Origin of the sequence: Thermophilibacter immobilis, assembly GCF_015277515.1 — a bacterium.
GTDB lineage: Bacteria > Actinomycetota > Coriobacteriia > Coriobacteriales > Atopobiaceae > Thermophilibacter > Thermophilibacter immobilis.
Window position 1 is genome coordinate 397,184 of record NZ_CP063767.1, and the last position, 13,790, is coordinate 410,973.

At 65.3% G+C, this 13,790-nt stretch carries 14 protein-coding genes; 11 read left to right on the forward strand and 3 right to left on the reverse strand.

Features of this window, described 5'->3' with window-relative positions; all coding sequences use genetic code 11:
- The first annotated feature begins 57 nt into the window (after nt 1-57).
- The 4 genes from INP52_RS01750 (at nt 58) to INP52_RS01765 (ending at nt 4,722) form a co-directional block, all read left to right on the forward strand.
- Entirely contained in the window at nt 58-1,008 is a 951-nt protein-coding gene (locus INP52_RS01750; RefSeq protein WP_194371862.1) for an ROK family protein, read from the forward strand.
- A gap of 295 nt (nt 1,009-1,303) precedes the next feature.
- Nucleotides 1,304-2,812 carry a PTS fructose transporter subunit IIC gene (locus INP52_RS01755; RefSeq protein ID WP_194371865.1) on the forward strand — a complete coding sequence of 503 codons (1,509 nt, stop codon included), beginning with the start codon at nt 1,304-1,306 and terminating at the stop codon, nt 2,810-2,812.
- Nucleotides 2,813-2,896: 84 nt separating this feature from the next.
- A complete protein-coding gene (locus INP52_RS01760) occupies nt 2,897-3,814 on the forward strand; it encodes a 1-phosphofructokinase family hexose kinase (RefSeq protein ID WP_194371867.1) in 918 nt (305 codons plus the stop codon).
- Between the two features lie 104 nt (nt 3,815-3,918).
- Nucleotides 3,919-4,722, forward strand: a complete 804-nt coding sequence (locus tag INP52_RS01765) for a DeoR/GlpR family DNA-binding transcription regulator (RefSeq protein ID WP_194371869.1) — start codon at nt 3,919-3,921, stop codon at nt 4,720-4,722.
- Here INP52_RS01765 and INP52_RS01770 read toward each other — a convergent pair.
- Together INP52_RS01770 and INP52_RS01775 are read right to left on the reverse strand one after the other, a co-directional pair.
- Nucleotides 4,719-5,897: a hypothetical protein gene (locus tag INP52_RS01770; RefSeq protein ID WP_194371871.1), complete on the reverse strand. Its 1,179-nt coding sequence runs from the start codon at nt 5,895-5,897 to the stop codon at nt 4,719-4,721. The genes INP52_RS01765 and INP52_RS01770 overlap by 4 nt on opposite strands.
- 160 nt (nt 5,898-6,057) lie before the next feature.
- Nucleotides 6,058-6,909, reverse strand: coding sequence for a class II fructose-bisphosphate aldolase (locus INP52_RS01775; RefSeq protein ID WP_194371873.1), 852 nt, complete (start codon nt 6,907-6,909; stop codon nt 6,058-6,060).
- 329 nt (nt 6,910-7,238) lie between these two features.
- Here INP52_RS01775 and INP52_RS01780 point away from each other — a divergent pair, with 329 nt between their 5' ends.
- Nucleotides 7,239-8,033 (forward strand): DeoR/GlpR family DNA-binding transcription regulator, encoded by a 795-nt coding sequence (locus INP52_RS01780; RefSeq protein WP_194371875.1) that lies wholly within the window; start codon nt 7,239-7,241, stop codon nt 8,031-8,033.
- Nucleotides 8,034-8,046: 13 nt separating this feature from the next.
- Nucleotides 8,047-8,862 (forward strand): HAD family hydrolase, encoded by an 816-nt coding sequence (locus INP52_RS01785; protein ID WP_194371877.1) that lies wholly within the window; start codon nt 8,047-8,049, stop codon nt 8,860-8,862.
- Between the two features lie 39 nt (nt 8,863-8,901).
- Here INP52_RS01785 and INP52_RS01790 read toward each other — a convergent pair whose 3' ends face one another.
- On the reverse strand, nt 8,902-9,837 hold the full coding sequence (locus tag INP52_RS01790; RefSeq protein WP_194371879.1) for a 1-phosphofructokinase family hexose kinase: 936 nt from the start codon (nt 9,835-9,837) through the stop codon (nt 8,902-8,904).
- A gap of 563 nt (nt 9,838-10,400) precedes the next feature.
- Between INP52_RS01790 and INP52_RS01795 the strand changes: the two genes are divergently transcribed.
- The 5 genes from INP52_RS01795 (at nt 10,401) to INP52_RS01815 (ending at nt 13,651) form a co-directional block, all read left to right on the forward strand.
- Entirely contained in the window at nt 10,401-10,838 is a 438-nt protein-coding gene (locus INP52_RS01795) for a PTS sugar transporter subunit IIA (protein WP_194371882.1), read from the forward strand.
- Entirely contained in the window at nt 10,838-11,137 is a 300-nt protein-coding gene (locus tag INP52_RS01800) for a preprotein translocase subunit YajC (protein WP_194371884.1), read from the forward strand. Before INP52_RS01795 ends, INP52_RS01800 begins: the two co-directional genes overlap by 1 nt.
- 75 nt (nt 11,138-11,212) lie before the next feature.
- Nucleotides 11,213-11,695 (forward strand): PTS N-acetylgalactosamine transporter subunit IIB, encoded by a 483-nt coding sequence (agaV, locus tag INP52_RS01805; protein WP_194371886.1) that lies wholly within the window; start codon nt 11,213-11,215, stop codon nt 11,693-11,695.
- A 77-nt stretch (nt 11,696-11,772) separates the two neighbouring features.
- Nucleotides 11,773-12,573, forward strand: a complete 801-nt coding sequence (locus tag INP52_RS01810; RefSeq protein WP_194371888.1) for a PTS mannose/fructose/sorbose/N-acetylgalactosamine transporter subunit IIC — start codon at nt 11,773-11,775, stop codon at nt 12,571-12,573.
- Entirely contained in the window at nt 12,563-13,651 is a 1,089-nt protein-coding gene (locus INP52_RS01815) for a PTS system mannose/fructose/sorbose family transporter subunit IID (protein WP_194371890.1), read from the forward strand. Before INP52_RS01810 ends, INP52_RS01815 begins: the two co-directional genes overlap by 11 nt.
- The last annotated feature ends 139 nt before the right edge of the window (nt 13,652-13,790 follow it).

The window sequence follows — 13,790 nt, forward strand, 5'->3', positions numbered from 1 at the left end:
TCAGGAAATGCGGATACGAAGAGCGGGCTACGGGCCCGCTCGCTAGGGAGGGCTTCCATGGACAGGGTACTGGGCATCGACGTGGGCGGCACGAGCATCAAGGTTGGTCTCTTCACCCCGGAGGGGGAGCTTCTTGAGGAGCGCAAGATCCCCACGCCTGCCCTGGTGGGACAGGTGGCCTACGACGTGGTCACGGACGGCATCACCCGCGTCCTTACGGCCCATGACAGCGTGCCGAACGACGTGATCGCCTGCGGGCTGGACATTCCCGGGCCCGTGGCCGACGACGGCACCGTGGGCTTTCTGCCCAACATCGAGCTCGACCCCGAGGGGCTCGTCGGGGCGATAAGCGCCGTCTTCTCGCATGCGACGGTGGCCTTCGTCAACGACGCGAACGCGGCCGCGCTCGGCGAGATGTGGGCCGGCGTGGCGCACGGGACGTCGAGCTTTGTGTTCATCGCGCTCGGCACCGGCGTGGGGGCCGGCGTCGTGGCCAACGGACGACTGATCGCGGGTGCCTTTGGTGCCGGCGGGGAGGTCGGCCACATTACGGTTAACAAGGACGAGACGCTCGTCTGCGGCTGCGGCCGGCGCGGCTGCTTGGAGCAGTACGCCTCCGCCAAGGGCATCGTGCGCCTCTACCTCGCGGAGTGCGAGCGTCGTGGGGTCACGCCGGTCCCCATCGAGCACGCCACGGACACCCTCTCGGTCTTTCGCGCCCTAGCCGCGGGCGACGACTGCGCCAAGCTGGCCGTAGACCAGATGTGCGAGTACCTCGCTCTCGCCATGTCCCAGATATCGTGCGTGGTCGACCCGGCGATGTATCTGATCGGCGGCGGGGTGGCCGGGGCGTTTGCCACCTTCGCGCCGGCGCTGCGCGCGCGCTTCTTGGCGCGCGCCCTGCCCACCTGCAGGGGCGTGCGCATCGAGGCGGCGAGCCTGGGCAACCAGGCTGCGATGTACGGCTGCGCCTACGAGGCCCTGCGCCTGCACGGGGAGCTCTCGTAGCGCGACGATGCGCTTCGTTCCGAGACGTCACGCCGCATGTGCCCCCATCGAGTCCCCTCGGTGGGGGCATTTCGATTTGCGTCGTTTTTTCACAAGGGAAAGCATGTAAAAGCAGGTAGAGCTACGAACTTGTATGGTCCTGCCAAAAAACATACTTTTGTTTTCTTACTAAATTTTTTGTATACTTATGAAAAGGTACTTCTTCTCGTGTTATATTCATGAATATTGTGAGGGCTTACCATGGAGCGCTCACACGAAACGGTGCCATCGGGCACCCAGGCGAAAGGAGTGACAGATGGCAAGCGAGAGCACTACGTACGACCTCTTGGCCGTGACGGGCTGCCCCACGGGCATTGCGCACACCTTCATGGCAAAGGAGGCCCTCGAGAAGGCCGCCGCCGAGCGCGACCTCACCATCAAGGTCGAGACCCAGGGCCAGGCGGGCGTGGAGAACGAGCTCAGCGCCCCTGAGATCAAGGCGGCCAGGGCCGTGATCCTTGCCGCCGACAAGGACGTCCAGCCCGAGCGCTTCACGGGCAAGCCGGTCATCAGCGTCGGCGTGACGGCCGCCATCAAGGATCCCAACGCGCTCATCGACAAGGCTCTTGCGGCTAAGGCGACCGGAGAGCTCTCCGACGAGGTCGCCTCGGCGGACGGGGGAGACGTCTACCAGGAGCGGGAGTCCGTAGGGCACCAGATCTACAAGCACCTGATGAACGGCGTCAGCCACATGCTCGTCTTCGTGGTCGCCGGCGGCGTGCTCACGGCCCTGTCGTTTCTGTGGGGCATCACGTCCTTCGACTCCACGGCGGCCGACTACAACTCGTTTGCCGCCATGCTCAAGATCATCGGCGGCATTGCCATGAACCTCATGGTGCCCGTGCTGGCCGCCTACATCGCCGAGTCCATCGGCAAGCGCCCGGCTCTGGTGCCCGGCTTCGTGGCCGGCATGATCGCCATCCAGGGCCTGCCCGTCTCGGCCGAGACGGGCCTCATCGACGCCGGTGGTGCCGGCGTCGGCTTTGGCTTTCTGGGCGGCATCGTCGGCGGCTTTCTTGCCGGCTATGTGATCCTGGGTCTCGAGAAGCTCCTGTCGGGTCTGCCCAAGAACCTGAACGGCCTCAAGGCGATGTTTTTGTACCCCCTCCTGTCGACGCTCGTCGTCGGTCTCGTGATGCTGGGCATCTCGGGTCCCATGGCCGCCATCAACACGGGGATGATGAGCTTCCTGAAGGGCCTCAGCGCCGCTGGCCCGGTGGCCCTTGGCCTGGCCATTGGCTGCATGTGCGCCTTTGACATGGGTGGCCCCGTCAACAAGGCCGCCTACGTCACCGGCACGATGATGCTCACCGCGGCACTCGAGGCCGGCGTCGGGACACCGGACTACAACTTTGGCACCAACTTCATGGCTGCCGTCTCCGCCGCCTGCATCGTCCCGCCTCTCATCACCTCGTTCGCGGTCCTCGTGGGCAAGAAGTACTTCTCGCAGGAGGACCACGACGCCGGAATCGTCAACCTCATCCTGGGCAGCACGCACATCACTGAGGGCGCCATTCCGTTCATGACCAAGAACATCTGGCCCGTCATGCCCATCATGATGCTCGGCTCCTCGATCGCCTCCATCCTCACGATTTTCTTCGGGGTGCACGACCCCGCGCCTCATGGTGGCTTCCTCGTGCTGCCGGTCGTTGACGGGGGCCTCCTGTGGGTCCTGGCCATTCTCATCGGCGCGGTCGTGGGTGGCATCCTGTTCGTGATCTTCAAGAAGCGCGAGTACGACAAGAACGGCGGCGTGATCAAGTAGGATGACGTCGCGTACAGGCGAGTGCCTGTCAGGGGGCCCGGCGCTTGCGCCGGGTCTCCTCTGCCGAATCCCTGGGAGGAAGTCATGATCTACACGCTCACCACCAACCCCGCCATCGACCTGAACGTCACGACGGGCACGTTGAGCACCGATCGGGTCAACCGTACGCGTGACGCCGTCTACACGCCCAACGGCAAGGGCCTGAACGTCTCGTTCGCCCTCGGCCACTACGGCGTGGACTCGCAGATCCTGGGCTTCTTCGGGGGCTTCTCGGGTGACTACATCGTGCGCGAGGCCGCGCGTCGGTGTCCGGTGCGCCCCGTGACGATCGACGGCATCACGCGCGTCAACGTATTCGTGACTACTCCTGAGGGGGAGTACAAGCTCCCCAACGCCGGCGCCGCCGTCTGTCGCGAGAAGCAGGTGGAGATGCTCGACCTCCTGCGAGAGGCGGGTGACCTCTCGTGTCTGGTGGTGTCCGGCAGCCTGCCTCCCGGGGTCGACGCGGGCTACTACGACGAGCTGGTCGACGTCGTGCGCGCCCGCGGCGCCGAGCTCGTGCTCGACATCTCGCACCCGCACCTCGCCGAGCTGGTGGCCAGGCGCCCCCTGCTCATCAAGCCCAACGACGAGGAGGTCGCCGCCATCTTTGGCGTTGACGTAGGAGACGAGGGGGGCGCTCTGGCGGCTCTGTCAGAGCTCCATCGGCGTGGCGCCCAAAACGTGCTGCTCACCCTAGGGGGCGAGGGGGCCTACTTCTCCGACGGGGCTCACGTCTGGCATGCGAGCGCGGCCAAGGTCAAGGTCCTCTCCACGGCCTGCGCCGGAGACGCCACGCTCGCGAGCTTCCTTTCCGTGTGGCTCGAGGACCGCGGCGCCGTCGAGCGGGCCCTCATACGGGCCATGGCAACGGGTGCCAACGTCGCCATGAGCGCGGGACTGGGGGACTTTTCCCTCGTTGACGATCTCGCCCGGCAGGTCGAGGTTACGCGCCTCGTCTAAGGAACCTCTCACCGAGTTTTGGTTTCCCTGGCAGAGAGAAGCAAAAGACGGAGGGCGGGGGAGCATACTAGAGGGGGCCAAAGCCGATGAAGGGGGCGTGGGGCATGACGACGGAAGAGACGCGCGGGCGCATGCTGGCTGCCGAGCGCCGCCAGCGCATCGTTGACCTCCTGGAGCGTCAGCCGTCGGTCCTGGTCTCGGACATCTGCGCCGAATGCGGTGTCTCGGCCGTCACCGTTCGCTCCGACCTCGACTACCTTGAGCGCGAGGGTCGACTCAAGCGCACCCATGGCGGCGCGGTTCCCGTCTCGACGTACGTGGTCCCCCGCGTGTCCGAGCGCGTGCGCAAGAACGCACGCGCCAAGCAGGCCATCGCGCTGCGTGCGGCCAAGCGGGTGAGCGACGGTGAGATGATCCTCGTGGGATCGGGCTCGACCACCCTCGAGTTCGTGAAGGCCCTGCGGAGCAAGCGCGACCTCACGATCATCACGAACGCCTGTCACGTCATCGAATACGCCGAGCAGCACCTGCGCGAGGCCGTGATCATGTCGACGGGGGGCGTGCTCGAGCGGGAGTACCGTCACTACTACGGTCCGATCCTTTCCGCGAGCCTCGCCGACGTCTACGTGGACGAGGTTTTTCTGGGCGCGGACGGGTTCGAACCTAGCTTTGGCTTTCTGGCCGAGTACGAGCAGACCGCCTACGCCAAGTCCGAGTTCATGCGTCACGCGCGCACCAGGACCGTGCTGATGGACGCCACGAAGGTGGGGGCAGGTCGCTCCTTCGCGCGCTTCGCCAAGCCGGAAGAGGTCGACCTCGTGATCATGGACGAGGACCCCGACGGGGTCGTGCGCGCGGCCTGCAACGCAAGCGAGCGCGTGGTCGAGGTCGTCGAGGCGCGCGCCTAGCCTTCTGACGACGTGCTCTCCGGCTGCCAGGCGGGCCGGGCGTCCAGGTCGACGCGGGCCTTGCGCCATCCTGCCTCGGCCGCGAGCTTGTAGGCGAGACGCGGCACGGGGCAGCGAGCCTCGAGCGCGGCGTCGAGGCGCTGCCCGGCCAGAGCCGCAAAGACGAGCTGGTCAATGGCCTCCGACCTGCTCTGACGCATCCTCCCCATGCGCGGCCCGCGCGTCGTGGGCAGCACCATGCCGCCCCCGCCCACGGCGAGACCCCCGCACCAGGTGCCCCCCGTCGCGCGACAGAAGTTCTCGAGCACCGTAAACGACGGAAGAATCTGGTCGGCCTCGTAGAAGCCGAGGTTGGAGATCGCGTAGACGCGCGTGCCCGGCGCGAGCGTGCGCTCCCGTGCCCAGCGCTCGAGGCGCTCAATGAGCCCCGAGGGCGGGGCGTCCACGTAGAGGGGGTAGCCCAGGACGAGCGTGTCCGCCCGGGAGAGGGAGTCCTCGCCCACGAACGCGGGGGCCGACTCTCCCGCGTAGACGCCCAGGGCCTCCCAGAAGTCGGCGAGAAGCGCGTGCGTCGCGCTCTTCTCGCCGCGGGGGCTCGCGTTGAGAAGGGCCACGTGCCGAGGGACTCCGAGGGGGGTGGAGAAGTACTCGGGCTCGGGCGCAGACTCGTCCGAGCGCTCCTCGAGGCCGCATGCGCGTGGGTCCGCTGGGAACCAGACGCCCCGTAGCTGCGCGCCCTGGTTCACGGCATTTGCCGCTGAGAGGTGCTCGAAGCACGAGCGCTCGCGCGCGGTCGTGGGGCCGTAGAGCCAGATCTTCTCGGTGAAGGTGCGCGGGTAGCGCAGGCGATGGTGCATCTGGCCGCCCGCGATCCTGAAGTTGGGATGCAGGTAGGGCAGGGTGCGCTCGAGGGCGCGCTTGACGAGGCCTCCGTAGCCGCCGAATGAGTTTTCTGCGATGACCCAGAGCTCGTCGGTGGCCCCAAGCAGGGGGCCCAGCTCGACGAGGCCGTCGCGTAGCACACAGCGACCCGGCGTGCGCGTCCAGCACCCGAAGCAGCCCACGCAGGCGTGACTGGCCTCGATCTGCTCACGTCCTATGACCACGTCGCAGCGCTCGTCAAGTCCCAGTCCCGCGCGCGCCGACCTGTCAAGGTCGCAGATGACGGTTCTCATGAAGTCTGCCTCCTTTTGCCCGCTCGCTCGGGTGGGTCACCGGTTGAGGAACCTATCACATCGTATACGAGGTATCGGTCAGCCCTATCCTGAGCAGAAAGGCGGCGCACCCAAGAAGGGCACGCCGCCGGCTGACTGCTCTTCGAAAAGCCGGGAGCTGCTACGCCTTGTGCGAGGAGCCGAGGTTGTCCATGTGGCTGGAGACGACCTCCGCGATTGCGTCCATGCCGGGCTTGGATGGCTTCTTGGGGTCAAAGTTGGCGGGGTTCTCGCTCATGTAGCCCATGAAGCCGCGCGTGAACGCCTGACGGAGCTCGGTGGCGTAGTTTACCTTGCAGATGCCATTGGCGATGGCCTCGGCGACCTGGTCGTCGGGCACGCCCGAGGTGCCGTGGAGCACCAGGGGTATGTCGAGACGGCCGCGAATATCCCTGAGGACGCCCTGCTCGATGTGCGGGGTGCCCTTGTAGACGCCGTGCGCGGTGCCCACGCCGACGGCGAGCGACGTGCAGCGGGTACGCGCCACGAACTCCTCGGCCTGGTCTGGGTCGGTGTAGGGGTTCTCGCCCTCCACGGCCGGCCCGTCGTCCTCCTTGCCGCCGACCTTGCCGAGCTCGGCCTCGACGGGAATGTCCAGAGGCGCGGCGACCTTGGTGACGGATGCGGTGAGCGCTACGTTGTCCTCGAACGGGACGTGAGAGCCGTCGATCATGACGGAGGTGTAGCCCGCGCGCATGGCCTGGACGCTGCGATCAAAGCTGTCGCCATGATCAAGGTGAAGGGCTACGGGAACGCTTGCGGCCTCGGCGGCCACGCGGCACATCGCGGAGAGGTAGTCGAGGCTCGCGTACTTGATGGTGCCAGGCGTGGTCTGCAGGATGACGGGGGAGCGGCGCTCCTCCGCGGCGCGGATGACGGCCATGACGAACTCGAGGTTCTCGATGTTGAACGCGCCGACCGCGTAGTGCCCGGCCTGGGCGTCGAGCAGCATTTCCTTCGTGGTGACGAACATTCGAACTCCCTTCTTCCGCCGGACGGCGTCCGGCCCTGTGGCGTTGTCACCATTGTACGTGCGACGCGCGGCACTCTTAGCCTGCGCGGGGAGCAGATGGGAGAGGCTGGGCTGCCGAACGGCAAGCAAACGAAGGCTCTCTCGAGTGCCCTGCGGCTCCGGACGACCCAGGAAGGTCCCCCGGACAGGTCTCTAGACACTTGGAGACGGTTTTCGAAAGCGACGGGAATTTTAAAAAAGAAAGGAAAAGACCTGTGATATCTTGCTCTTAAGGAAAGTAAAGGAAACACAATTCCGCCATAATGAGAAAAGGAGGGAGGAGCCGCCCCATGCCGTCACCGTCGAGCGAAGAGCGTCGCGCCGCCATTCTCTCCATGCTTGAGAGCGCGACGTCCGTGCAGGTCACGCAGATTGCGGAGGCGTTCGGCGTCTCGCGCGTCACGGTGCGCGCGGACCTCGACGCCCTGGCCCGCGGCGGCAAGCTCCGCCGCACGCACGGGGGCGCGGTGTCGCTCTCGCGGACGCTCACCGTCTCGGTGCAGGACCGTCGCGTCAACGTGAACGTCGAGGCCAAGCGAGCCATCGCGCGCGTGGCAGCGCCGTACGTCCGCGACGGGGACGCCGTGCTCGTGGACTCGGGCACCACCGCGCTCGAGTTCGTCCGAGTCCTGGGCGATCGCACGGGCGTCACCGTCGTGACCGACGACTTCACCATCGCCGACTACGTGGACCGCTCGATGCCGGCCCTCGACGTGGTCATGCTCGGGGGCGGCCTGCGCAAGGGGCATCGCTACACGGCGGGCCCCCTGACCCTGCGCTCCCTCGAGCTGCTGCATCCGAGCAATGCCTTCGTGACCCCCACCTCCTACGTGCCGGGGCGCGGCCTCATGACCAACAACCAGGAGATGGCCGAGCTCAAGCGGGCGTTTCTGACCTGCGCCGACAAGACCTTCATCCTCATGGACGCCGCCAAGGTGCGCGCGCCCGGGCTCATGTGGTTCGGCACGCTCGCGGACGCGGACGTCGTCATCATGGACCAGGACCCCGAGGGGCAGGTCGGCGCGGACGCCGCCGAGCTGGGAGCGTGCGTCGTCGAGGCCTATACTGAGAAAAAATCCTTGTAGAGGGAACGAAGCCATGGCCATCAAGCTCGTCCTGACCGACATCGACGCCACGATCCTGCCGCGCGGCGAGCGCGAGGTCTCCGCGCGCACCGTGCGCGCCTTCAACCAGGCCCTTGACGCCGGTCTCGTGGTGGGGCCGGCGAGCGGGCGCGGCTACGCATGGATTCCGGCCTTCTTTGGCGAGGACGCGCGCTGCTGCGCCACGGCGCTCGCTACCAACGGCCTGCAGATCTACTCCGCAGGCGAGAAGATCCTCGAGCGCACGCTTCCCCGTGCGGCGCTCATGCAGATGCGCGAGATCGTGGCCGAGACGCCAGGCGCGGGGCTTCTCTGCTTCGACGAAGTCCGGCCGCTGCTCGTGGAGGGTGCGGTGGAGGATCTCGCGCCCATCTTTTCCGCCTACGCCCAGAGCTGCGTCCCCGTTGACGACGTCCCCGCGTCTCCCGTGGTCAAGGCCAACGTCTTCATGGGAGGCGACGCGTCCAAGACCGCCGCGCTCGTGGCGCGTCTGAACGAGGAGGTCTGCGAGGTGGACGTCGACCGCGCCCTGCCGCACTTCTCCAACGTCATGCCTCGGGGATGGAACAAGGGGACCGCCCTCGTCTGGCTCTGCGGGCACCTCGGCATTGCCCCCGAAGAGGTCGTCGTCTTTGGCGACGCGGACAACGATCTGCCGCTCTTTGCCCACGTCCCCCACTCCGTGGCCGTCGCGAACGCCACGCCCGAGGCGGCTCGCGCCGCCCGCTGGCACATTGGGTCTTGCGAGGATGACGCTGTGGCTCAGGCCCTTGAGGTCCTCGCCTCCGGCGGGTGGCCGTTCGAGGGCTAGCGAGCGTCGTCCCTCTGACGGGCCGAGGGACGACGCGTCCTACGCAACCCGCTCGACCGTCGTCCTTGCGCGCAGACCCTCGGCCACAGAGAGGTCGAAGTGGCCGGTGGAGGCAGTGAGACAGTTGGCGCTCGCGCAGCTGATCGCATAGGCCAGCTGGTCGGTGACGCTCATCCGGCGCGCCATGGCCACCGCCATGGCTCCCACCATGGTGTCTCCCGAGCCCACGGGGTTGACGACCTCGATCTTTGGGGCGTGTCCGTGAAAAGTCCCCTCGCCGCAGGCCATGACCGAGCCCTCGCCGCCCAGAGACACCACGACGCGTTCGATGCCATAGCGCTCGTGGACCTCGCGCGCGGCACCTATGACCTCGTCGATCGATGAGGGCCGACGGCCCAGGATGGCGGCGATCTCGTCGGCGTTCGGCTTGATCATGGTTGGTCGGCTCTCCAGGCTCCTGACGAGCAGGGAGCCGGACGTGTCCAGGATGACGGGAACGCCCGCGGCGCGCACGATGGCCACGAGCTCGCGGTAGGTGTCCTCGCCGGCACCCTCGGGGACGCTGCCGTCTATGGTCACGACGTCGGCCTCACCCGCGATGTGGGCGACCCGCCGCCTTATGGCCCGCATGTCCGTCTGTGCGACCGGGCGTCCCGGCTCCAGGAACTCAGTTGAGCGGCCATCAGGCTCGAGTACGTTGACGCAGCAGCGGGTCTCTGACGCCACGTTGACGAAGTCGTGCTCGATTCCGTCTGCGTCGAGCAGCTCGCAGAGCAGCCGGCCGTTGTTACCGCCCGCGAATCCCGTGGCCACGACCTTCTCGCCGCACGTGGCCACGGCGCGAGCCGCGTTCAGGCCCTTGCCCCCCGCGTTGTCGATGCAGGTGGCCACGCGCATGACGGTGCCGTCGACGAGAGGGCCTGCGAGCTGATAGGCCTTGTCGACGGAGGTGTTGAGCGTGACGGTCGAGATCATGTCGTCTCCTTCTGATAAGGGCCGAGGCCCGTGCGCGAACGAGTCCCCTGCATCTTAGCGTCCCTGAGACTACGGCGGAGGCGTGCCGCCCGTGCCCTCTGGTTTCGAAACCTTGCGTTTCCCGCTGAGGCCCGACCGTGCAAGGCCAGGCTTCTCTCACGCGGGGCGAGCCCCTTGCAGCTGATGAGCGATGGGCAGCCTACGACAATCAATTAAAAGAGGTACCACCTAATTAATACCAGTATCTGAAAAAATGGAAACGATAAAACACAGAAAAAAGAAGATCCAAAGTGGAATCAAGCAGGAAAACTGTGCTTAATAGATGTGATTCAATCTAATAAAGTGCCTGTCGGAAGTCTAATTTCGGTCGAACGGTCGATTTTTACCGACAAGCGGCATCTCGGAATATTTTGCAGGAGTCATGGAGAAATCTGTTTCCAATAGGTTACAGTGGTGTAGCAAGTCACATGGTTACAACCAGTTAATCCTACGGAAAAGTGGAATGTCCTAGGATTTTCTTGCAGGGTAGGTCGTAGGGACGCCACAGACGAAGGAGGAGTGCGATGGTCGGCTGCATTCTCACGGGACATGGAGCGTTTGCGGAGGGCGTACAAAGTGCGCTCGAGATGGTCGGCGGGCCTCAGCCGGACTTCGTTGCCGTGACCTTTCTTGAGTCCGAGGCCGCGGAGTTTCCCGCAAAGCTCGGCGGGGCCATTGCGGACATGGCCGCGCGGTGCGGGGAGGTCGTGGTCTTCTGCGACCTGCTCGGCGGCACGCCGTTCAACCAGGCGATGATGGCTGCGGCCCGAACGCCCGGCGTCGAGGTTGTCACGGGTGCCAACCTCCCCATGCTGCTCGAGTGCATGAGCGAGCGCGGCGAGTCCACCAAGGCCGAAGAGCTCGTGGCCACGGCCGTCGAGGTCGGTCGCATGGGCATCGACCACAAAACGCTCGACTTCTCGTCTGATGACGCGGACGACCAGGATGGCGAGGGTCTCTAATGCCAGTCAACTTCTGGGACAACGTGTTGGCGTCGTCGTTCGCCCTGGGCGCGCTCCTGCTCATCATGGGGCTCGTCTACCTCATCTGGCGGGCCGTCACGCTCAAGAGGAAGCAGAGGTACTTCGCCGAGCTGCACGAGGAGCTCGCCGTGGGCAAGCCGGTCGTCTTCGGGGGAGGCATCTACGGCACGCTCACCGAGGTCGGCGCCGAGCGCGTGTGCGTGAAGGTTCGCTCCGGTGCGGTTCTCGAGGTCTCGCGCTTCTCCGTGCAGACGATTCAGTCCGATCCCAAAAAGTAGGCTCTGGTAATTTGCGCCTCTGGCGCACGACATGCTGTACGACGCGCCTCAGGCGCGCTCAGGAAAGGAGAGAAGATGGCGGAGCCCAACATTGTCCTCACGCGCATCGACGCCCGTCTCATCCACGGGCAGGTTGCCACCCAATGGAACTCCACGCTGGGGACCAACCTCCTGCTCGTTGCCAACGACGAGGTCGCGGGGAACACCATGCGTCAGAACCTCATGAAGATGGCCGCCCCCACGGGCGTCCAGACGAGGTTCTTCACGCTTCAGAAGACCATCGACGTCATTCACAAGGCCGCGGCCAGACAGAAGATATTCATTATTGCCGAGAGTCCCGCTGACGTGCTCGCGCTCGTGCGCGGGGGCGTGCCCATCAAGAAGGTCAACATCGGCAATATGCATATGACAGAAGGAAAGCGGCAGGTCGCCACCTCGATCGCGGTGGATGACGCGGACGTTGCCGCCTTCAAGGAGCTGCGAGAGAAGGGGGTTGAGCTCGAGATCAGGCGCGTTCCCTCGACGCCGATCGAGGACCTTAACAAGCTATTCGCATAGCGGCCGTCTTGCGCGGGCCGCAGGTGCTCGCGACAAGGACCTTACGTTGTTGAATGTATATGAAAGGAGGAGCATAGATGGATAACGTCTCAGCCATTCAGGTCGTTCTTATCTTCATTGTCACGTTCATCGCGGCAATCGACCAGTTCGACTTCCTTGAGTCGCTGTACCAGCCCATCGTCACGGGTGCCATCGTCGGAGCCATCCTTGGAAACCTCGAGGTCGGACTCGTCGTCGGCGGCACGTATCAGCTCATGACGATCGGTAACATGCCGATTGGCGGTGCCCAGCCGCCCAACGCGGTCATCGGCGGCATCATGGCAACCATCTTTGCCTGCTCGCTCAACATGGACCCGAACATCGCCGTCGCCACGGCGATTCCGTTCGCCCTGCTCGGCCAGTACGGCGTGACCCTGTTCTTCACGCTGCGCGCCCCGCTCCTGGAGTCCTTCCGCGGCGCCGCCGCCAAGGCTGACACCAAGGCTATCACCAAGCTCACGGTCATCTCCGAGGCCATTCTCGGCCTCATCTTCGCCGTCATCGTCACCCTGTTCTTCGTGGGCGGCCTCGCCGTCGGCGAGCAGGTCGTCTCGGCCATCCCCGCGTGGCTCAACGGGGGTCTCTCCGCTGCCGGTGGCATGATGAAGTTCGTCGGCTTTGGCATCCTGCTCAAGATCATGATGAGCCGCGACATGTGGGGCTTCTTCTTCCTGGGCTTCGGCCTGGCCATCATCGTGGCCGCCATCCCGGCGCTTGCCTCTCCTGCCCTGCTCATCCTGGCGCTCATCGCGTTCGGCTTCGCCTTCTGGGACTTCCAGCAGCAGACCGAGCTCGCGGGTGCCGCTGCCCTTGATGGAGGTGACGAAGATGGCATCTAACGAGAGATTCGAGATTCCCGCGAAGTACGAGGATCTGACCCCAGCTCCCCAGGTCGACCAGAAGACCCTGAACCGCATGGCCCTGCGCTCCTGCTTCCTGCAGTCCTCGTTCAACTACGAGACCATGCAGTCCGGCGGCTGGTTGTTCGCCATGATCCCCGGCCTCGAGAAGGTCCACACGAACAAGAACGACCTTGCGGCGTCGATGTCCCACAACCTGGACTTCATCAACACGCACCCGTTCCTCGTGACGTTCGTCATGGGCATCGTGCTCTCTCTCGAGCAGAACAAGGTCGACACCCAGACCATCCGCGCCGTCCGCATCTCTGCGGCCTCGCCGCTCGGTGGCATCGGCGACGCCCTGTTCTGGCTGACGCTCGTGCCGATTACGGCGGGCATCACGTCCAACATGGCCATCGCCGGCAGCATCGCCGGACCGATCGTCTTTCTGCTCGTCTTCAACGTCTTCCAGTTCGCGCTGCGCTTTGGTCTGATGAACTGGGCGTACAAGGTGGGAACGAGCGCCATCGACGCCCTGACCGCCAACATGCAGGCATTCACGCGTGCCGCCTCCATCATGGGCGTCTTCGTCGTAGGCTGCCTGACCGTCACTATGGGCGGCACGCAGATCAACCTGACGATTCCCAACGGCACCGCGCGTAGCCTGGCTCCGACCACGGTCGTCGTCTCCAACGAGGACGCCAAGAACTTCTCCGGCCTGGCCGCTGACACCACGACCGCCGAGGTGGGCTCCTTGGCCATGACCGACCTCGAGGGCAACCCCCTCGTGATGGCCGACGCCGACGGCAACGCGGTCACGACCGGCGAGACCGACCTGGGCAATGGCATGACCTCCGTCACCTACGGCACGGTCAGCGAGACCCCGGTCACGTTCTCTGTGGCAGACACGCTTGACACCGTCATGCCCAAGCTCGTGCCCCTCGCGCTCGTTCTGCTCCTGTACTACCTGTTCACCAAGAAGAACTTCACCCCGATCAAGGGCATCCTCCTGATGCTCGTGATCGGCATCCTTGGTGCTGGTCCGTTTGGCTGGTGGCCCAACATCTGGGTCGCCTAGCGACTGGCCGCTTTTCGGGGAGGTGCGCGGTTCTCCGTGCACCTCCCCCTGCTTCTCGCGCGCTCGTCGGGCGCGTCCGGCTTTGGGTTCTATACGTGAGGCATGGACCAGGCGGGGCTTCTCGGCCCGTGCCCGGTCC